Raw genomic sequence first — 19372 nt, forward strand, 5'->3', positions numbered from 1 at the left:
ATGAGGACAGCGTTACTGATGCACCGCGAGCACCATGACCACTCCAACGAAGGAGAGTGAGACCCATCAATCCGAAGAGCGGCGAGGGCGTCGGAGGTCCCCCCACGTGCGACCACAGCGTCCCTGCGTCGGTGCTCGCCGCGTCCACCGCGGGGCTGTTCGACAACGGCACGACCACCGAGGCAATCACACCCGTTGAGGCCCATGGCGCGAGCTACATCCCACAGAGCAACGTGCTGCAGCTTCCGAGCGGGCACTGGCGATACATGCCGGCCGGCGGAACGCAGCCGGTCACGGTCGAGGCGAATGAGCCTGGCGCGTTGCGTCAGATCGCGGAATCGAGGGCGTGGCTCGAGCGCGGCAGCGTACCCGGCGAGCTCGGCCCGCAGCGGGACGCGGCCGCCCGGGCCCTGCTGTCCATGCGTGCGCTGGTGCAGCCGAACGGCGCCTCGGCAGCGGCCTGGCACTCGATCTGGAAGTACTCGTGGCCACGTGACTCCAGTTTCGTGTCGGCGGCGTTCGCGCACACCGGACACTCGAGCGAGGCGTACCAGATCCTCACCTACAACGCGGCTACGCAGCGAGCCGACGGAACCTGGGAGGCCCGGACCGAACTGGACGGGTCAGGGCCGCCGGACGGTCGCGAATGGCAACTCGACGGCAACGGCTGGGTGCCCTGGGCAACCTGGCAGTGGTACCAGACCGCCCCGGCCGAGAACCGGCAGGCGCGGCTCGCGTTCCTGTACCCGATGATCCAACGTGCCGCAAACTACACCGCGGGCTCACTCGATGCCGAAGGCCTGCCGCCCGCGTCGCCGGACTACTGGGAACTCGGCACCGAGACCGCGAACATCGGCACCGCAGCGCCCCTGCTCAGCGGGCTGAACTCGGCCGTCGACCTCGCCCGCGCGCTCGGCCACACCGCCGACGCCACCTGGTGGGCCGCCGCCGCCGGCCGCCTATCCACCGCAATCAGCAAGCACTTCGCCCCACTCGGATACCAGCGCACCATCGACGGGAAGCACGGCCACGACAGCGCCGCGGCGTTCATGGCGCCCCCATTCAACGACGCGCCGGCCGACCTGGCCGCCGCGCTCGATACGACGTATCAGGCACTCGTTCGGCCCAACGGCGGTGTTGTCCCCGGCAACGATCCAGACTTCGACTGGGGCGAGTCCACCTGGACCCCGAGCACATCGTTGTTCGCATTGGCCTGGGCGGGCCTTGCCGACACCCGCAAGGCGCAGCCGGTGCTCGACTGGGTGCTCTCCAAACGCAACACCCTCGGCGAGCTGCCCGAACTTGTCGACGGCGATGGCAACCCCGCGTCTACCGTGCCGCTCGGCTGGACCGGCTCCCTGTTGATCATTACGCTCACCCAACTCCAAGAGCACAGCATCAAGACACCGCCACATGCCGACTGAAGCGGCACGGCGGGGCCCAAATCTCCACGGATACCTTGAGGACCTGCGGCCCACACACCCGCCACCGCCGCGGCCCGATCGCCGGAAAGTGAGCCACCCCGCGCCGAGCGTGGTGTCACAACCCTCCCGGATACATCAGCCGCCAAGTGGAATGGGCGTTCGGTGACTCCGTGCTCGGTGACCGGCTCACCGAGCACGCACATTGTGTCCACACCTTCTCCAGGCTTCGACTGACGATCGTGCGCTGTGGGTTCGTTCAGCTCGCGCACGAGCCGCCCTCAGGAGTTGGATTCGATGATCCTGTCCGCGGCGTCGCGCTTGACACGTAGCGCGCGCCTAATCTGCTAGCGTCCCGGTCGCCACGTTGGAAGGTGTCGGAATGACGCCCAACTGGGTTAGCCAGCTGAGCTGGTCGAGGATGTTCCAGTGCTGGACGATCCGCCCGTCGCGCACACGCATGATGTCGACGTATTCGAAGGTCACGCGCCTGCCAGTCGCTGGAACGCCAGCGAACTCCCCGGTGTTGGTACCCGACATCGTCTTCTTGGTCACGACCTGGTCGCCCTCGGCGATCATGTCGTTGATGGTGAACGTTGCGTCGGGGTACGCCTGGGCGAACGCCTGAAGAAACACCTTGCCACCTTCCCGATCCGACGGGACGCCCGGAGGGCTGCTGAGGTTGACGAAATCCGGGTCGTTGAGTTCGTCGTAAGCGTCGAAGTCCTTGCCGTTCTGGACTTCCTCGACGAACCGCCTGATCACGGCCTTGTTCCGCTCGGTCTGATTGCGGTCTTCCATGTCTGTCACCACCTCGGAGTCCGCGGCGTCGACCACCGACGCCGACAGCACCTAGCGTCACCGGGCACCGTTCCCGACCGACAGAGAATCCCTTCCCGACCGTCCGGGAAGCCGCCGCCGACCACGACACGTCCAGATGCCTTGCCTCGTGCATCAGCGGCGACCACACCCGGGCAGACACGGTCCACCACGTGGACTGACTTACGGGCCGGGAATCAACGCGTAACGTCTGGAGTCGAACGGTAGCGATGAAGGTCGCGACTTCCTCCAAAACACTTGTAGCAAAGAGGTTTCGGCAACGAGGCGCAACATCAGGTAGAGCCGTCCGATCACCAGCGGGTTCGGGGTCCGAGTCCCTGGCGGCGCACAAAAGCCCAGGTCACCAAGGTGCCCTGGGCTTCGATGTGTCTGGAACAAACCACAAACTGACCACTTTGCCCTTCTGACTCACCATCGCGTGCGTCCGGCAGATGGCTCAGCTGCCCTCTGCGACCTTCACCGGATCGTGACTATGCGTCACATCACATCACATCAGTTCAAGGTTCGGGTTCGGATCCGGGATGCGACGTCGGTCGCGCAGATGAAGGCAGGCGGAGTGTCGGGGAAGCGCACCCCGTCTGTCTCCGGACAGTCGCGACTCCGGAGACTCTGCACTACCGATCCAGGGTCTTGTCAGCGTCCGTCCACGAAGAGCAGTCGGATTGCGGACCGCAACGACTGTCCTGACCCGATCAGGACCAATCAGACCTCGACGGCACGCAAACAGCCGATCGATGCGTCAGGCGAAGTCGCTGGTGAAGTCCGCGGTGTTCCACTGTTGCGGCTTCATCACGTACAGGAGATCGCTCTCCGGCCCGCCTGCCTCCTCCCATTCCTTCGTGTACGTCGTACCGAAGTCCTCACCCAGGTAGCGGATCGCCATCGGAAGCAGATCCTTCGTGACGTCGGGCGGCCGGATCTCGGCGACCGGGCCTTCCACCGTGACATAGCGGTACGGAGTCGCCTCCGACTGGACGACGAGGACGAACCGCCGAGCGGCCTCGATGGCGACGCCCTTGCGGGACTTCGCATTCATGATCACGGTCACGCCGTTCTCCGGCGAGTAGTCGTACCACACCGGCGCGCTGACCGGCGCACGGTCCGGATCGTCCGACGTGACAGCAAGCACCCCGACACGTACGTCGATGAGAAAGGCCTCCCGCTCGGCCCGGGTCATACGATCTGGCATCCGAATACCTCTCCTCTAGGTCGTTGACCTAATTATAGGTCAACGACCTAGCCGACGGTAAGGTGCGAAGGTGACACCCTTGTTCAGCGACCGTGGAGCCGCGCGGCGCGACGCCGTACTGGCCGTGGCGCGAGGACTGCTGGTCGAGGACGGGTTCGACCAGTTCGTCCTGCGGCGGGTCGCGGCGAAGGCCGGCATGAAGCTGGGAAACCTGCAGTACTACTTCGCGACCCGCGACGACCTGCTCGAGGCGCTCATCCGAGCCGAGTTCGAGCACGATCTTGCAGCCGTACGGCGGGCCACGACCCTCGACGGTCTGGCGGAGGCCGCACACGAACTGGTCCGGAACTGGACCACGGGGGCAGGCAGCATCTTCGGCACGATGTCACTGCTCGCGTACCACGACGCACGATTCCGCCGACTCAACCATGAGATCTACGAGGCCTTCTACCGTGAGCTCGGCGTCCTCATCCGACAGGTGTCCCCAGGACTGACCGATCAGGAGATCAGGATGCGCGCGCGACTGATCACTTCTGTCCTGGACGGAGTCGCCATGCAGATCCACGCCGGCGCCGCCAACCGCACCGAACTGGTCCGGCGCGCGGCGACCCTGCTCACCACCATCGCGACCGACACAGGCCAACTGCCGTCACCGCCCGCCGGCAAACATCCCTAGCCGATGCACTCCAAGAACTGCCGAGGCATCGCGGTGAACTGACGTGACGCGCTATGTCTGAACGCACGTCGAATCTCGACTCACCGGTCGCAGTCTTCAGACGTCCGCGCAACCACCGGAGGGTTCGTCGGGTGAGATGCCGCGCACCAGCAGGCCAGGTGTCGCGCCGGCCGGGGCCTCCCAGCGGGTCGCGTAGTGGTCGAGGAAGATCTGCCCGACCAGCTCGCCCCGGCTGCGCACACCGGTCTTGTCGAAGATCGACTTGAGGTGGTCCTGCACGGTGTACGGCGACATGGTCAAGGCGCGGGCGATCTCCTTGGTGACCCGACCCTGAACGCACTGCACGGCCACCTGGCACTCCCGGTCGGTCAGGCCGTACGAGAGGGCGATGACCGGCGCGACGTCCTGCGGGGTGGCGGGATGGATGATCACCGCGGTCCTGTCGCCGGTGCCTCCGCTGAGCCGGGTGCCGTACAGCAGGAGCCAGGCGCCGGAGCGGGTCCGGACCCTGGCTCGGGCGGCCAGCTCGAGGGGGTCGGTGCCGGGCGTGATCGCGCGGGCCCGGGCAGCGATCGCCTGCACCGTCTTCGACTCGCTCGGTGAACTCGGTGGAGGGTCTTCGACAAGCTCGCCGATCCACCGCTCCGCGGCGCCGGAGATCGACTCCGGCTCGCCGTGCTCGTCGAATACGACCACCCCTGGGCCGTGGTCCACCGGCCCTCCGACGTACGGCGAGATCGGCCGCGCCAGCATGGCGCGGCGCAGACCGGTCGCGATCACGGGAGCCAACGTGGCCAGCGTCCGCACCTCCCCCTCGGTGAACCAGGCTTCGTCGGCGCGACGCAGGAAGGCCGCCGCGCCCCAGTAGATGCCATCGGCAACGAGCGACACGCGCAGCTCGTCGCCGAATCCGTGGTTCTCTTGGGACCGGTGCCGAATCGAGCGGGACAGCTCGCCGTGGGTGTCGATGCTGGTCGCACCGGCGATCCGGCCGCTGCGGGCGAGGAAGGACCACTTGTTGACGTCCTCGATGACGTACTCGTGATGGGCCAGCCACGAGCCGGAGCAGCCGACGTTCCGGTTGACGCTGCCGGTGAACAGGATCGTTCCCGGGTCGACCGTGTGGCAGCACCAGGCGTGGAAGGGGATGGCGGTCGCGAGCACATCGGCTACAGCGGCGCCGAAGTCCACCCACGTCATTCCGCCGCCACCCAGCCGCTGGATCTCGTCGCGGATCCGCGGTGCCAAAGTCCCGGTCACCTCTGCAGAGTACGGCGCGGCCCCTGTCCGGCGGCACCCCCAGAATCGTGGGATTGCGGCCACCTGAAGCCGCTCCGCACGCTGAGGGCATGACGACCACAGACACAGCCCCCACGGGGGATCTCCACGACATGACGCCGAACCGGATCTTCGAGATCGCGCAGGGCTTCATGGCCAGCAAGCACCTGTTCGCGGCGTGCGAGCTCGGCGTGTTCGAGGCGCTGGGCGAAGGGCCGGTGGATCTCGCCGGTCTCGCCGCCCGCACCGGTCTCACCCGGCGTACGGCACGCATCAGCGCGGACGCCATGGTCGCGATCGGCCTGCTCGAGCGGCATGGCGACCGCTACGCGAACAGCTCGGTGGCGGCCACCTTCCTGTCCGGCGCGACCCCGGCCGACTTCCGGCCGCTGCTCAGGTTCTGGGACCGGCTCAGCTACCCCGCCTGGGAGGACCTCGCCGGCGCCCTCGGCCGCGGCCGGCCGGCCCACGAGATCTTCGAGATCGACGACGACCTGGTACCGATCATGTCGGCCGGCATCGCCGCCGCCACCGCCGCGGCCTGCCATGCCCTTCCCGAGGCGGCCGCGCTGCCTGCAGGAAGCCGGCTGCTGGACATCGGCGGCGGCACCGGTTCCTGGTCGATCGCCCTGGCCGCGGCCGACCCGGCCCTCACCGCGACCGTCTTCGAACTCCCCTTCGTTGCGCCCGTCGCAAGGGAACAGCTGCGCGCCACGGCGTACTCGGACCGCCTCGACGTCCACGTCGGTGACATCCTCGTGGCCGACGACCTGCCGCGGGGGTACGACGCCTTCCTGCTTGCCAACCTGGTGCACTGCTTCGCTCCGGAGACCAACCAGTCGATCCTGCACCGGATCCGCGCCGCTGCCGAACCCGGGGCCCGCCTGCTGCTCGCCGACTTCTGGACCGACCCGACCCACACCCAGCCGCTCCCGGCCGCGCTGATGGCTGGCGAGTTCGCGATCCACGTCAACGACGGCGACGTCTACAGCGTCGAGGAAGGCACCGCATGGCTGCACGACACGGGCTGGCGCTGTCTCGATCACCGGCTGCTGGCCGGACCGATCAGCGTCATCGTCGCCGAGACCGCTTGAACAGGAAGGGCGTTTCGCGATGATCTCGCACCAGGTAGCGATCATCGGCGCAGGCACGTCCGGTGTCTCGGCGGCCGTGGCCCTTGCCGATCGCGGCATCAAGCCGCTGCTCGTCGACCGGGCCGACCAGGTCGGCTCGTCGTGGCGCAGTCGCTATGACCGGCTGCGTCTGAACACCGGCAGGCAGTTCTCGCATCTGCCGAACCGTCCCTACCCGAGTGGGACACCGACCTTTCCCACACGGGACCAGGTGATCGACCACATCGAGCGCCATGCGAACGAAGACGGAATCGAACTGTGCATGGGCTGCACGGCAGCACGGCTCGACCGAGCCGACGGGCGTTGGCGGCTGGCAACTTCCACCGGCGACGTCGAAGCTTCCCAGGTGGTGGTTGCCACTGGCTTCGATCACGAGCCCTTCATCCCCGATTGGCCGGGGCGCGACGAGTGGCCAGGCGGTCTGATTCATTCTTCGCAGTACCGGAATCCGTTGCCATACAACGGCAAACGGGTCCTGGTGGTAGGACCGGGCAGTTCCGGCATGGAGATCGCCTACGACCTGGCCACGGGCGGTGCGGCCAAGGTGTGGCTCGCCGTTCGCACGCCGCCCAACATCATGCTCCGCCAGGGACCCGGGGGTATACCGGGCGACTTCATCGCGACGCCGCTTTACCACGCCCCGGTCCGGATCGCCGATGCGATCGCTCGGTTCAGCCGGAGGATGGACATCGGGGACCTGCACGAATTCGGACTCCCGGTGCCCGCCGAAGGCATCTTCGCGCGGAGCTCGCGGCTCGGCGTGGCCCCGGCGATCCTGGACAAGGACGTCATCGCGGCCATCCGGGACAAGTCCATCGAGATCGTCCGCGGCGTCGAGGCCCTCGACGCCGCAGGCGTGGCGCTGGCGGACGGAACGCGAATCAACCCGGACGCGATGGTCTGCGCGACCGGCTTCCGGAGAGGCCTCTCGCAGCTGGTTGGGCACCTCGGCGTGCTCGACGAGCGGGGTTGGCCGAAGACCACTGGCGAAGAGCCCGCCGCGGACGGCCTGCGGTTCATCGGGTTCGTGCCGAGACCGTCACAGATCGGATTCACTGCCAAACAAGCCCGACGCGCGGCAAAAGCGATTGCCCAGGAACTGCGGCGGAGCGAGCAAAGCAGCCAGGACCCGATCCGCGGCAACACGGGCCGGGTCGGTGGGTGAGCCGGCCTGGAGACCTTGCTGGTCAGCCGCCGTTCAATGGGTCGTACGCCGGGGCGAAGCGGAAGTGGTCGAAGTCGCCCCAGCTGAGGGTGGATCGGCCGAGGCCCTTGATCACGGTCTTGGTACCGCTCGCGTGGCCGACGGTGTACAGCCAATAGCCGCCGTTGTCGCGGTCGATCGCGAGGACGACCGAGCCCGTGCCGCACGGGGCCGCGATCATCTTCTCGAAGCTTTGCCAGCTCGACGTGCGGACCGGGGTCGCGACCGGCTTGAGCGGGCTGGTGGTCGGGATCTTCAGCGTGTACAGCCCGCCGGCCCGGTTGTTCACCAGGAACATGTCGTACGTCGCCGTCGTGGCGATCAGCGCGAACGCCTTCATCGTGCTGAGTCCGCCGACGTAGCCGGTGTTGCGGAAACCCGTGCCGAGATCGGTCCAGCGCCCGAACCGGCCGGATGCGTCCTGCGCGTACAGCGTCGTACGCGACGGCTTGCTCGCGGCCGTCGCCTTGTACCGCGCCTGGACGAGGAAGCGCAGGTTGCCCCAGCCACCGCCGTACCTCTTCAGCACGTTCGATCCCCGCATCAGCGAGCCGTCGGAGCGGACGATGGCCGAGCTGTCGTACAGGTACCCGCCCATGACGATCTTGCCGACCCGGGCCATCCGCGCACCCGTCATCGGAGTCTCACTGAAGGTCGTGGGCGTGACACCGACGCCGAACGGCGACTGGTAGATGTTGGAGGTGCGCAGCGCCGGCCCGACCGTCGGTGGTGCGGTGGCAGTGACGATCTGCTTGTTCTGACCCCACTGCGCGTTGAACGAGCCGACTGCCAGGACACAGGCCGCGGAGGCCCCTGATGCTCCGGAGGCGGTGGTGGGCACCGCGGCCGTAGCCGGCGCCGCCTGACTCGTCTGGACCGCCTGGGCCGGTTGGATCGCCGTGCCGAGGGTCAGTGCCAGACCGGCGGCGCCGGTGAGGCCGATGGCCTTGCGGAACATCTCGTGGTCCTTTCGATCAGTCGCCGTTGGCGATGTCGTAGACGGGAATCGGAACCCAGCGGAAGTACACCGGGTCGCCGAACGTCCCGGTGACCTTGCCGAGGGACTGGATCAGCGTCGACAGGCCGTTCGCGTGACCGACGGCGTACAGGTAGCCGGACTTGGTGTCTTTGTCGATGCCGACCAGGAGCGTACTGTTCCGGCCGCACGCCATAGCCGAAAGCACCTCGAAGCCCTGCCAGGTGCGGGTCCGGACCGGCTTGACGATCGGCTGCATCGGCACCGACGACGGGATCCGGATCGTGTAGAGCGCGCCACCACGGGTGTTCGCGAGGAACGTGTCGTACGTCGGGGCCTTGCTGATCAGCGTCATCGACTTGACCGCGGCGAACCCGGCGTACGAACCGTTGCTCGCCCACGTCCCGTTGACGATCTTCCACCGGTACAGCACGCCGTTCTCGCGCATCCCGTAGGCGACCGAGCGACTGAAGTCGCCGTCGATGGTCTCGTACGTCGAGGTCTCCAGCATCGTGAACGGAGTCCAACCACCGCCGACCCGCCGCAGCAGGTGCTGCTCGTCGGGGTCGATCTGGCCGGTTGCCGCGTTGATCGCGTAGTTGCTCCAGTAGAGGGCGTCACCGATGACCACGTAGCCGTACCGGTCCGGGCCGGCGACGTTCGGTTCGCTGGTGGTCCGGGCGCTGAGCCGGATCTGCCCGGGCTGGAACGCCCCTTCGGTGATCCGCTGGTCCAGAACCGACGGCGGGGCGGTCGCGGCCACGTCCGACGACGTGTGCTGCCCGGACGCAGTGACCGACCCCTGCCAGATCTCACAGACCGCGGCGGCACGCTGCCCGGTCGTGCCCGCCGTCCCTGATGTCTCAGCGCCCTGGGCCGCGGCCGGCGTGAGGGCGGCGGCCGCGAGCGCGGCGCCCCCAGCCCAAACCACCATTCGTCGCTTCATGTCCGCCAGTCCTCCCCGCGCCCCTCGGCGTCCCCGGACGCTCTATCCACTAGATACCGGGCAGGCACGAAAAGTTGCTACCCGCTCGGACAGCATCGCAGGGACAGCCGCCCAGGACGCGATCCGGCGCATGTCCCGCGTTCTTCACCTCTCAAGCGCTACGCATCTCGACGCACAACGGAAGCGACGGGATCGATGCGATGATGCCTCGATGAGCATTCGGACGAGTGAGCTGACAAGGCTGCTCGAAGCTGAAGCTGCGCGATTCACCTTGCAGGTTCCGGACGACACGGCACCAGCGGGCGTCGTGGAACTTGAGTCGCTGCGCGAACGCAAGCCTCTGGGCATAGGGATCTACGTCAAGCGGTTGACGACCGGCGAGGAGGCCGCGGTTCGAGCCGATGTCGTCTTCGAGACCCAAAGCGTCATCAAGCTGGCTGTCGCGATCAGGTGCTATCAGCTCGCTGATGACGGGCGGCTGGACCTCGACGAGCGGATCCGCGTGACGAGGTCGGACATTGTCGGCGGCTCGGGCGTTATCCGGTACTTCCAGGAAGGCTTGGAGCCGACGGTGCGGGATCTGCTGACTGCGATGATCGTGGTGAGCGACAACAGCGCGACCGATCTGCTGCTCGCCAGGGTCGGGGGCGTCGCCGATCTCAACGCCTGGCTGGCCGCGTCCGGGTACACGCAGACGCGCATGGCGCAGAGCCTCCTCGATGCCGATCGACTCCCGTACGTGCTCGCGGATGCGCGTCACGCCTCCCTCACGCGCGCCCAGGTCTACGCGTTGCGAAACGGCGATCCGCAGTGGGCCGGGACGACGCAGGAGTGGCTTGATTCCATCGAGCGCGAGGTGGCCTCGCTGGCGGCACGACCACTCGGCGAGGTGCGCGCGTTGGCACAGGAGCGCGGCCTGCCGCTGCACTTCGGTCAGATGACGCCGCGCGAGGCCGGCCGCATGTTGGAGTCGATCGAGCACGCGACAGCCGTCTCCGGCAAGAGCAGTGCGGAGCTGCGGGGAGCACTTCGACAACAGCAGCTAGGTGAGCGCCGCCTGCCGCAATTCGTCGAGCATCCGGTCGGCCACAAGACAGGCGACAACCCGCCGTGGGACGCCAACGACGTCGGCATCATCTACTCGCCCTCGGGACCCATCGTTGTCGCCGTGTTCGCGAACGATCTCGGCGGCGTCTACGAGCAGGAAGAAGATCGGATCGGCCGGATCGGGCGCGTGATCGTCGACCACTTCGAACGGCCGAAAGCCACTGACCAAGGTTGATCCGACTGCCGTACTCGAAGTCCGGTCGCCTTGGTCATGGGCGTTCCCTCCGCCAGCTTGGGGCGGCAGGGTAGGGGGTGGTGGGCGAGGGTGTCCTACGCTCGTGCGCAGAGGGACGACCGCAAAGGGGGCGTTGCGATGGCGGGACCTCTCGTCGAGACCAAGCTGTTCTCCCCTGCGCCACGCACCGGGCTGGTCGCCCGGCCACGGCTCGACGGCCGCCTGTCCCGCGCCGGGCGCCTGGTCCTGATCTCAGCACCAGCCGGCTTCGGCAAAACCACCCTCCTCGCCGCCTGGCTGACCCGCCTCACCTCCGACCATGCGGTTGCGTGGGTTTCTCTTGATGAGGGGGACCAGGAGGCCTCCGCGTTCTGGACCTACGTGGTGACCGCGCTCGACCGTGCCGTTCCCGGCGTGGGTGCCGGCGCACTTCCGTTGCTCGCGGCCGGGCAGAGCTCGACCGAGGCGGTGCTCGTCGTGGTCCTCAACGAGCTGAGCGTGCTACCGGGTGAGGTCACGCTGGTCTTGGACGACTACCACCTCGCCGACGGTCCTGGCCTCCGGTCCGGGATGAGCTTCTTCGTCGACCGCCTGCCACCGCAGGTCCGGTTGGTGATCAGCACCCGAGCGGACCCTGGCCTGCCGCTGGCCCGCCTGCGCGCCCGCGGTGAGCTCATCGAGGTCCGCGCCGCCGATCTTCGCTTCACCCGCGCCGAGGCGGCCACCTACCTCAACGACGTGACCGGCCTGCATCTCACGGCCGAGGACATCGCGTCGCTCGAGGAACGCACTGAAGGGTGGGTCGCGGCTTTGCAACTGGCCGCGTTGTCGCTCCAGGGCCGTGGCGATGCCGCCGGCTTCATCGCGGGCTTCGCCGGTGACGACCGGTTCGTCGTCGACTACCTCGTGGAAGAGGTGCTGGATCGGCAGCCCGGTCCGGTACGACGGTTCCTGCTGGAGACGTCCGTCCTCGACCGTCTCACCGGCCCTCTGTGCGACGCCGTGACTGGTGAGCACGACGGCAAGGCGATGCTGGAGCAGCTCGACCGGGCAAACCTCTTCCTCGTCCCGCTCGACGATCAACGGCGTTGGTACCGCTACCACCACCTCTTCGGAGACGTCCTCCGCACCCATCTGCTCGAGGAGCGCGGCGAGGTCGCAGACCTGCATCGACGAGCCGGCAACTGGTACGACGAAGCCGGCGAACCGGTGCCCGCGGTCCGGCACGCACTGGCCGCCGGCGACATCGACCGCGCCGCCGATCTCGTCGAGCTCGCCGTTCCGGAGCTGCGACGGAATCGGCAGGAAGCAACCCTGCGCCGATGGATCGACGAACTTCCTGACACCGTTGTCGAACACCGGCCGGTGCTCGCCATGGGGTTCGTCGGCGCACTGATGGCCAGCAATGAGTTCGGCGACATCGAGCGTCGGTTACGCGACATCGAGCGGTTGCTGACCGGCCTTGGTTTCGACGGCGGCTCCGAACCCGGGGCCGGGTCGGCAGAGATCGTGGTTGTCGATCAGGATGAGCTCGCCCGGCTACCGGGCTGCGTCGAGCAGTACTGGGCCGCGCTGGCGCTCATCGGGGGAGACCCGGCCGGCACCTTGGAGCATGCTCGTCTGGCGGTCGACCGTGCTCCCGAGCACGACGACCTGACCCGGGCTTCGGCCGATGCCGTGTCAGGGATCGCCTCCTGGACGACAGGCGACCTCGACGCCGCACATCGCAGCTACACCGACGCTGCGAACGGGCTCCATCGGCTCGGCTACATCGCCGACGTACTGGGGTGCTCCATCACGCTCGCCGACCTCGAGATCACGCAGGGCAAGCTGTCTCAGGCACAACGGACGTACGAGAACGCGCTCGAGCTCGCCGTCCGCGATCCAGGCCTCCGGGGCACCCGGGACATGTACGTCGGTCTGAGTCAGGTCGCGTTGGAGCGCAACGATCTTGCCGCGGCCGCGGAGTACCTGCGGCGTAGTGACGACCTCGGCGAGCAGGCCGGCCTGCCGCAGAACCCGTACCGGTGGCGCGTCGCGATGGCGCTGCTCCGGGAGGCCGAGGGCGACGTCGACGCTGCGCTCGGGTTGCTCGCGGAGGCGGAACGCGTGTACCTGGGCGACTTCGCACCCAACGTGCGACCGGTCCCAGCACTGCGCGCGCGAGTACTGGCGTCGCACGGGGATGTGGTCGCCGCGCTGAAATGGGCGAGCCAGTACGGCGTGACCGTGCACGACGAGGCGTCGTACCTGCGTGAGTACGAACACGTGACGCTGGCCCGGATCCTGCTCGCCCAGCACAACACCGAGGGTTCGCAGCAGGCGCTGCGCGATGCCGCCGGGCTGCTCGAACGGCTGCTCACGGCGGCCGAGGACGGCGGCCGGAGAGGTACCGTCATCGAACTCCTGGCGCTCCTCGCGCTCGCGCGGCAGGCAGACGGTGACGACGAGGCACCGGCGATGCTGGCACGCGCGCTGGCCCTGGCCGAGCCCGAAGGCTACGTCCGGGTCTTTGTCAGCGAAGGGGCGCCGATGACCAGGCTGCTCACCAGCCTCGACCGGCACGGTCCCGGCCGGGCGTACGTGAGCCAACTCCTGGACGCAGCGTTCGGGCCGCATGACGTGCACGTCGGCACGCACCGGGCTGACCTCATCGAGCCGCTGACCGAACGCGAGTTGGCCGTCATGCGGCTGCTCGCCAGTGACCTCGACGGCCCCTCCATCGCCCGGGAGCTCGTCGTGTCGCTCAACACCGTGCGAACCCACACCAGGAACATCTACGCCAAGTTCGGCGTCAACAACCGCCGCGCCGCCGTACGCCGGGCTCACCAGCTCAACCTGCTGTCGCACAGCCCCGCCCGCTGAGGCCGGGCCGAAGATCATCACCGACTTCATCACATGATGTGAGGCTCATTCATCACATCGGCTCCTAGCTTGCAGATACCCGGAAGGCCCGCACCACAGGGCGGGCAGCCGGGATCGACAAGAGGAGCACCCCGTGAGCAACACAGCCACCGGCCGGCCGCAGGACCGCAGCTGGTACGAGATCCGCCTCCAGGGGCGTCTCGACTCGCGGTGGTCGGTGTGGTTCGACGGGCTCACCCTCACCGCCGGAGCCGACGGCACCACCACCATCCGAGGCCCCGTCGTGGACCAGGCCGCCCTGCACGGGCTGCTGCAAGGCCTCCGCGACCTCGGCCTCCCTCTCATCTCGGTCGCCCAGGTGGAGCCCGACCCCGCGTCGCATCCCAACACCGAAGATCCGCGCACCTCGAACACTGGAGACAAGCCATGACCACCACAGCTCGACCGACGACAGCCACCCGCGCCTCCGGCGACCCCACCCGCAATCACGCCCGCGCCGCGGGCTTCTTCTACCTGCTCACCTTCGCGGCGTCCCTACCGGCCTTCTTCTTCATCGGGTCGGCGGTGAACCCCGACCTCACCATCGCTGCCGGGCACGACACCGAACTCCTGGGGGCCGGCCTCCTGGACTTCGTCACCGCCCTCACCGGTGTCGGCAGCGCCGTGGCCCTGTTCCCGATCCTCAAGCGCCAGAACCAGGCTCTCGCCCTCGGCATCGTCACCTCCCGGCTCGTCGAGGCGGCGATCATCATGACCGGCGTCGTCAGCCTCCTCGCCGTCGTCACCCTCGACCAGCACGGTGCCGGCTCGGTCGACAGCACCCAGGCCCTGGTCGCCGTCCGCGAGTGGACGTTCCTGTTCGGTCCGGGCTTCATGGCCTCCATCAATGCGGTCCTGCTCGGCACGCTGATGTACCAGTCGCGTCTCGTTCCGCGGATCATCCCCACCGTCGGCCTCATCGGGGCTCCGCTGCTCGTCGCCGCCAACGTCGCGACCCTGTTCGGCCACAACGAGCAGGATTCCGCCATCACGATGCTCGCGACGGTCCCGGTCGCCTTCTGGGAGCTGTCGGTCGGCACCTGGATGCTCGTCAAGGGATTCAGGCCCTCGCCGGTCACCGCCGGCATCGTCAAGGTCGACTGACCGCTATCGTGAGGAGCAGGCCCTCCAAACGCCAGTTCTCGACTGCCGTGCGGAGGGCCTGTGAATCGCGTTGGCTGGGGCTTCATCTCGCTGTACGCGTTGGCTTCCATGGGGACCTCGCTGATATTCCTCGCACCACTGCTGGTCTCCCTGGCCTTGAAGGTCAACTCGCTGGTGGGCATCGAGCAGGCACCGAACAGCCTCGCGCTCGTCGCCGGGATCGGCTCCATCGTGGCGATGGTCGGAAACCCGTTCTTCGGCAAGCTGAGCGACCGTACGTCGTCGCGATTGGGTATGCGGCGGCCTTGGATGGTCGCCGGCCTGGTCGGCGGGTCACTGGGCATCCTCATCGTCGCGCTGGCACCCAACGTCCTGGTCGTCCTGATCGGATGGTGCCTCGCCCAGCTGTCCCTCAACGCCCTGCTCGCCGCTCTGGTGGCGGTGCTGCCGGACCAGATCCCCGTCACCCAACGCGGTTCGGTCGCTGGTGTTCTGGGCATCGGTCTGCCGATCGCGTCGGTGAGCGCCACCTTCCTGGTCCAACTGTTCACCGGCAACCGACTGGCCATGTTCCTGGTCCCGTGCGCGATCGGCGGGTTCTTCGTCCTGCTGTTCGTGAGCACGCTGAACGATCGCCGGCTCGACCCCGCGGACAAGCCAACCTGGTCATTGCGGCAACTGGCCGGCACCTTCTACGTCAACCCCCGCAAGAGCCCGGACTTCGCCTGGGCTTTCGCCAGCCGGTTCATGCTTCTGCTGGCCTACGCCCTCCTGACCACCTACCAGGCCTACTACCTGCTCGACCAGCTCGGCAGCAGCGAGGACGACGTACCGCACCAGGTCTTCCTCGGCACCCTCGTCCAGTCCGTCGTCCTCGTTGCCGCGTCCCTCATCGGTGGCCGGGTCTCCGACCGGACCGGGCGACGAAAGATCCTCGTCGTCACCGCGTCGATCGTGTACGGCGTGGCACTGTTCGTGATCGCCCTCGCCGACGACTTCAACGGCTTTCTCGTCGGCATGGCCATCAGCGGACTCGGCTTCGGCCTCTACGTGGCGGTCGACCTCGCGCTCGTGGCCGACGTACTGCCGGACAGGGCCACGGCTGCGAAGGATCTCGGCGTGTTCAACATCGCCAGCGCGCTCCCGTTCTTCGTCGCGCCCGCGATCGCACCGGCCATCCTGGCGATCGGCGGCGGCAGCTACGCCGTGCTCTACACCGTCGCGGGGATCAGCGCCATCGTCGGAGCCGCCGCCATCCTGCCGGTCAAGCGCGTCCGATGATCCTCAGAGCCGCTGTCCGAGCGCCCGCACCGTCTCGGCGGTGGCGATGGCGTCGCTGCGGGCGTTGCCGTGGCGGCCGTCGGAGCTGTAGAGGCCGGGGTCGGTGGACAGCGGGTGGACGGTGAGGTTGATGTGGATGGTGCCGAGTTTGTCGGCGAGGGCGGCGGTCCGGGTCGACAGGGTTTGCATTCGTTCCCTGAGGCCTGGTCTGAGCCAGTCGGCGACGGCCGAACTGTAGGAGATGTCGAACATGCCCAGCGTCATCACGTCGGCGCCGGCGTCCTGCAACGCGGTGATCATCAGGGTCAGGGCGCGGTCGACCCGGTCGGGGTCGTAGGTTGCCGGGAAGGCGTCGTTGCCGCCGCCGACGACCAGGGCGAGATCGGGGCCGAAGGCCAGCGCCGGGTCGAGTTGGGTGGCCAGGATCTCGCGGCTGCGCAGGCCGCTGACGCCGAGGTTGAGGTAGGCGAGTTCCGGGCGTACGGCGCGCAGTTCGGCGGCGATGCGGTCGGTCCACTGCAGGTCGCTGTAGCCGTCGACCGGTTCACACAGACCCTCGACGACGCTGTCGCCGAGGACGACGAAGCGCCGCCAGGGATGGCCGCCGAGCAGTGCCTCGCTCTCACCGGGGGCAAGGCAGTACGGGTCGGTCGATTCGTTCATGTCGCCTCCGCGGGGTGAGGCAGTTGGGGCGGTTGATTCGTTCATCTTGCCTCTGCGGGTGCTCGGGCGTCGAGGACTTGCCGCGGCCCCGGTGGAGCAACGGGTAGATGCTGACGATCAGGCAGGCGCCACGCGGCCGGCATGTCGCGCAAGCAGGTCGCCGATCTACTCACCTGGCCGAAAACCAGGAAAATTCCAGACCTCGTTCGCTGTCCTCGTCGCCATCGTCGGAGGACAGCAAGCTCGTCACCAGGGTCGTCCGGTCCGCCCACCGCGGGCACTTCTGCCCTGCCGAACTGTTCGCGACAGGTGTGTGCTGAGAATGCGAGGAAGGAGCCGGCCATGAGCGACATCGAGAACAGCCGCATCCAGAGCGACGCACGGCGCACCGTGGCCCGCCGGAGGACCATCGGTTCGTCACCCGAGCAAGCCATCCTGCGGCACCTGGGCGTGGAGCTGTACAAGGAACGCCGGCGCACCGAGGCCTCCGCCGATGAGACCGAAGTTGCTGGCCAATCGGGCGACGAGAAGCCGACTGGTGACACCACCGACCGGTGATGTTCGTCTCTGGAGCACGACGAGGCACGGCAAGTTCGCTGTCGCGGGACGCTATGTGGACAGCACTCCCGCGGCTGCTCGTGAGGTGGCTCATCAGCCGCGCTACCCGCAAGCCTGACGTCGTACACTCGAGCGCGACAAGGAGAAACCACCATGTGCCGACCGGTCACCTGCAAGACCTGTTCCAAGACCACCTGGGCCGGCTGCGGGCAGCACGTCGCACAAGTCAAGGCGACAGTCCCCGCCGACCTGTGGTGCCCTGGCCACCCGAAGGCTGAACGCCAAGGCGGCAGCTGGCTCGACAAACTCCTGGGCCGCTGACCAACACGCGGCGACAGCCGGCATCCGGACGCCGCCATACTGATGTGATCATGATGCGAGCCAAGGACGCCCTCTACAGAGCCTTTACCAAGCTGCACGGGGCCGTGCTCTTCCGGTCGAAGGGCCGGGTGTTCGGCCGGGCCGCGGGTATGTCGGTGGTTGGGCTCGTGACCATCGGCCGGAAGACGGGGCAGCGACGGACCACGGTCCTGACGGCGCCGATTGCCGAGGACGACCGCGTCGTGCTGGTGGCGTCATTCGGCGGCGACGACCGGCATCCCGCGTGGTACCACAACCTGCGCGCCGATCCCGAGGTCCAGGTCACGCTGCGCGGGACGACACGCACCCTGATCGCGCGCACCGCGACCGGCCCCGAACGAGTGGCGCTGTGGGAAAGGATCGTCCAGATCCACAGAGGGTACGGGCGCTACCAGCAACGCACCGACCGTCAGATCCCCGTCGTCGTCCTCGAACCTGCCGGAGGCCTGGACGCGGAGCCGAACGAACGGTGAGTACGGCGGATGGTCCCTCCTGAGTGTCACGTCCCCCGAGGGATCGGGGCCCCTCCGCCTAAATCGCAGAGTTGTAGACGGTGTACGCCACAAAACCAAGCCACCACAGGTAGGCCCGCAAGGATCCGCGCGACGCCAACACCCCAAGCACGGCCGTTAGGGGCGCGACGAGTACGAGGTTGACGACGTCCTGCGCGGTGGACGCATCAGCAAGCACGGCCGTCTCTTGGTGGAGATGCTGCCGGGGGCGGGCGATCCCCGACCGGCTCACGTGTCCGGCCAATGAGGCTAGTCATCCTCGGGCTCTGGCCTCACCACGTCATCTCGGGTCAGATTGCTGCGGTCATCGGCGGCCGAGAGTCGGTCGTCCTTCGAATCCATCCGGTCCAAACCCGCCGACATCCGTGCCTTGTGTCCAGGGCTGTAGTTCGCGTCACGAAGGAATGAATCGAGGCTGGCAGCCCTGTCGCGCTCATCGGCGACCGCGTCGCGGCCGTCAGCCGCCCTATCGCGCTCGTCGGCGGCCGCAATGATGGCTTGATTCTCCTGGTCGCGGCCCACCTGCGCAGACTCCCGGGCCTCGACGGCTTTCTCGCGCGTGTCCAACGCCGCGTCTCTCAAGTCAGCGTCGTGCTCGCGCCCATCGGCGCTACTTGAATCATCTGGCCGCGCTGAAGGTGTGGGTAGCTCGTCCATCGGCTTCCCTCTCATCGGCAATGCGCGCTGCCTGCAGGCCACGAACTCGCTGCTCACGGTCACTGCCACTCGCACACTGCCCTCTGAGACTACGCCCGCAGCCGCCTCTCGGCGCTGAGCGGCATTTCCGAGTGCCTCACCCAACTCAGCCAGCCCCACGAAAGCAGCAGCGACGTCCGTGGCGTTGCCACCCGGGCCGGCCGTCGACCCATACTGCATCAGGCATCTGCAACTTGATCAGCACGACGTTCCTGAACGACTGACCCTGCAGAACCGCTGCCGCGTCAAGCCAACGCATCTACTGACGATCAGACCAGTTCCACCGTTCCTGCTCCCCCATGGCTGCTGCTACCCCATGACAAGAGAGTCATCAGCAGCGGACGCCTCT

General features: G+C 67.7%; 18 protein-coding genes. 11 read left to right on the forward strand and 7 right to left on the reverse strand.

Annotation, left to right across the window (positions count from 1 at the left end):
* Positions 1–131: 131 nt before the first annotated feature.
* Positions 132–1424, forward strand: coding sequence for a glycoside hydrolase family 15 protein (locus E0H45_RS30490; RefSeq protein ID WP_131343578.1), 1293 nt, complete (start codon positions 132–134; stop codon positions 1422–1424).
* Between the two features lie 336 nt (positions 1425–1760).
* Here the strand turns inward: E0H45_RS30490 and E0H45_RS30495 are convergent, their stop codons facing one another.
* Positions 1761–2258, reverse strand: coding sequence for an ester cyclase (locus E0H45_RS30495; RefSeq protein WP_131343580.1), 498 nt, complete (start codon positions 2256–2258; stop codon positions 1761–1763).
* Between the two features lie 742 nt (positions 2259–3000).
* Positions 3001–3450 (reverse strand): pyridoxamine 5'-phosphate oxidase family protein, encoded by a 450-nt coding sequence (locus E0H45_RS30500; protein WP_202872572.1) that lies wholly within the window; start codon positions 3448–3450, stop codon positions 3001–3003.
* A gap of 70 nt (positions 3451–3520) precedes the next feature.
* On the opposite strand from E0H45_RS30500, the gene E0H45_RS30505 reads away from it, so the two are divergent.
* On the forward strand, positions 3521–4126 hold the full coding sequence (locus tag E0H45_RS30505) for a TetR/AcrR family transcriptional regulator (protein WP_131343582.1): 606 nt from the start codon (positions 3521–3523) through the stop codon (positions 4124–4126).
* Between the two features lie 96 nt (positions 4127–4222).
* On the opposite strand, the gene E0H45_RS30510 is transcribed toward E0H45_RS30505, so the two are convergent.
* A complete protein-coding gene (locus tag E0H45_RS30510; RefSeq protein WP_131343584.1) occupies positions 4223–5386 on the reverse strand; it encodes a helix-turn-helix transcriptional regulator in 1164 nt (387 codons plus the stop codon).
* Between the two features lie 89 nt (positions 5387–5475).
* On the opposite strand from E0H45_RS30510, the gene E0H45_RS30515 reads away from it, so the two are divergent.
* The gene (locus E0H45_RS30515) at positions 5476–6498 is read left to right on the forward strand and encodes a methyltransferase (protein ID WP_131343586.1); all 1023 of its coding nucleotides are present in this window, start codon (positions 5476–5478) and stop codon (positions 6496–6498) included.
* A 19-nt stretch (positions 6499–6517) separates the two neighbouring features.
* Positions 6518–7702 carry a flavin-containing monooxygenase gene (locus E0H45_RS30520; protein ID WP_131343588.1) on the forward strand — a complete coding sequence of 395 codons (1185 nt, stop codon included), beginning with the start codon at positions 6518–6520 and terminating at the stop codon, positions 7700–7702.
* A 22-nt stretch (positions 7703–7724) separates the two neighbouring features.
* Here E0H45_RS30520 and E0H45_RS30525 read toward each other — a convergent pair whose 3' ends face one another.
* Positions 7725–8699, reverse strand: coding sequence for a hypothetical protein (locus E0H45_RS30525; protein ID WP_131343590.1), 975 nt, complete (start codon positions 8697–8699; stop codon positions 7725–7727).
* Positions 8700–8715: 16 nt separating this feature from the next.
* Positions 8716–9663 (reverse strand): hypothetical protein, encoded by a 948-nt coding sequence (locus tag E0H45_RS30530; protein WP_238155384.1) that lies wholly within the window; start codon positions 9661–9663, stop codon positions 8716–8718.
* Positions 9664–9874: 211 nt separating this feature from the next.
* Here E0H45_RS30530 and E0H45_RS30535 point away from each other — a divergent pair, with 211 nt between their 5' ends.
* The 5 genes from E0H45_RS30535 to E0H45_RS30555 all read left to right on the forward strand — a co-directional run bounded on the left by E0H45_RS30535 (position 9875) and on the right by E0H45_RS30555 (position 16234).
* On the forward strand, positions 9875–10945 hold the full coding sequence (locus E0H45_RS30535) for a serine hydrolase (RefSeq protein ID WP_165546642.1): 1071 nt from the start codon (positions 9875–9877) through the stop codon (positions 10943–10945).
* Positions 10946–11083: 138 nt separating this feature from the next.
* Positions 11084–13810, forward strand: coding sequence for a winged helix-turn-helix domain-containing protein (locus E0H45_RS30540; RefSeq protein WP_131343594.1), 2727 nt, complete (start codon positions 11084–11086; stop codon positions 13808–13810).
* 133 nt (positions 13811–13943) lie between these two features.
* Complete coding sequence (locus E0H45_RS30545; RefSeq protein ID WP_131343596.1) at positions 13944–14240, forward strand: hypothetical protein; 297 nt, start codon at positions 13944–13946, stop codon at positions 14238–14240.
* Positions 14237–14953: a DUF4386 domain-containing protein gene (locus E0H45_RS30550; protein WP_131343598.1), complete on the forward strand. Its 717-nt coding sequence runs from the start codon at positions 14237–14239 to the stop codon at positions 14951–14953. The genes E0H45_RS30545 and E0H45_RS30550 overlap by 4 nt, the downstream gene beginning before the upstream one ends.
* 60 nt (positions 14954–15013) lie before the next feature.
* Positions 15014–16234 carry an MFS transporter gene (locus E0H45_RS30555; RefSeq protein ID WP_202872573.1) on the forward strand — a complete coding sequence of 407 codons (1221 nt, stop codon included), beginning with the start codon at positions 15014–15016 and terminating at the stop codon, positions 16232–16234.
* Positions 16235–16237: 3 nt separating this feature from the next.
* Here E0H45_RS30555 and E0H45_RS30560 read toward each other — a convergent pair whose 3' ends face one another.
* The gene (locus tag E0H45_RS30560) at positions 16238–16897 is read right to left on the reverse strand and encodes an SGNH/GDSL hydrolase family protein (RefSeq protein ID WP_131343600.1); all 660 of its coding nucleotides are present in this window, start codon (positions 16895–16897) and stop codon (positions 16238–16240) included.
* Between the two features lie 342 nt (positions 16898–17239).
* On the opposite strand from E0H45_RS30560, the gene E0H45_RS30565 reads away from it, so the two are divergent.
* Both E0H45_RS30565 and E0H45_RS30570 read left to right on the forward strand, forming a co-directional pair.
* Entirely contained in the window at positions 17240–17455 is a 216-nt protein-coding gene (locus tag E0H45_RS30565) for a hypothetical protein (RefSeq protein WP_131343601.1), read from the forward strand.
* Positions 17456–17826: 371 nt separating this feature from the next.
* Positions 17827–18288 carry a nitroreductase/quinone reductase family protein gene (locus E0H45_RS30570; RefSeq protein WP_202872574.1) on the forward strand — a complete coding sequence of 154 codons (462 nt, stop codon included), beginning with the start codon at positions 17827–17829 and terminating at the stop codon, positions 18286–18288.
* A 288-nt stretch (positions 18289–18576) separates the two neighbouring features.
* Here the strand turns inward: E0H45_RS30570 and E0H45_RS30575 are convergent, their stop codons facing one another.
* Positions 18577–18984 carry a hypothetical protein gene (locus tag E0H45_RS30575; protein ID WP_165546643.1) on the reverse strand — a complete coding sequence of 136 codons (408 nt, stop codon included), beginning with the start codon at positions 18982–18984 and terminating at the stop codon, positions 18577–18579.
* Positions 18985–19372 lie beyond the last annotated feature (388 nt).

It is taken from the genome of Kribbella soli (assembly GCF_004331345.1).
GTDB classification, from domain to species: domain Bacteria; phylum Actinomycetota; class Actinomycetes; order Propionibacteriales; family Kribbellaceae; genus Kribbella; species Kribbella soli.

Coding starts and splice junctions, on each gene's coding strand:
- E0H45_RS30560 (WP_131343600.1), bottom strand. CDS start 16,897: ATGAACGAATCGACCGACCCGTACTGCCTTGCCCCCGGTGAGAGCGAG.
- E0H45_RS30570 (WP_202872574.1), top strand. CDS start 17,827: ATGATGCGAGCCAAGGACGCCCTCTACAGAGCCTTTACCAAGCTGCAC.
- E0H45_RS30530 (WP_238155384.1), bottom strand. CDS start 9,663: ATGAAGCGACGAATGGTGGTTTGGGCTGGGGGCGCCGCGCTCGCGGCC.
- E0H45_RS30515 (WP_131343586.1), top strand. CDS start 5,476: ATGACGACCACAGACACAGCCCCCACGGGGGATCTCCACGACATGACG.
- E0H45_RS30525 (WP_131343590.1), bottom strand. CDS start 8,699: ATGTTCCGCAAGGCCATCGGCCTCACCGGCGCCGCCGGTCTGGCACTG.
- E0H45_RS30540 (WP_131343594.1), top strand. CDS start 11,084: ATGGCGGGACCTCTCGTCGAGACCAAGCTGTTCTCCCCTGCGCCACGC.
- E0H45_RS30500 (WP_202872572.1), bottom strand. CDS start 3,450: ATGCCAGATCGTATGACCCGGGCCGAGCGGGAGGCCTTTCTCATCGAC.
- E0H45_RS30565 (WP_131343601.1), top strand. CDS start 17,240: ATGAGCGACATCGAGAACAGCCGCATCCAGAGCGACGCACGGCGCACC.
- E0H45_RS30575 (WP_165546643.1), bottom strand. CDS start 18,984: ATGGACGAGCTACCCACACCTTCAGCGCGGCCAGATGATTCAAGTAGC.
- E0H45_RS30520 (WP_131343588.1), top strand. CDS start 6,518: ATGATCTCGCACCAGGTAGCGATCATCGGCGCAGGCACGTCCGGTGTC.
- E0H45_RS30535 (WP_165546642.1), top strand. CDS start 9,875: ATGAGCATTCGGACGAGTGAGCTGACAAGGCTGCTCGAAGCTGAAGCT.
- E0H45_RS30550 (WP_131343598.1), top strand. CDS start 14,237: ATGACCACCACAGCTCGACCGACGACAGCCACCCGCGCCTCCGGCGAC.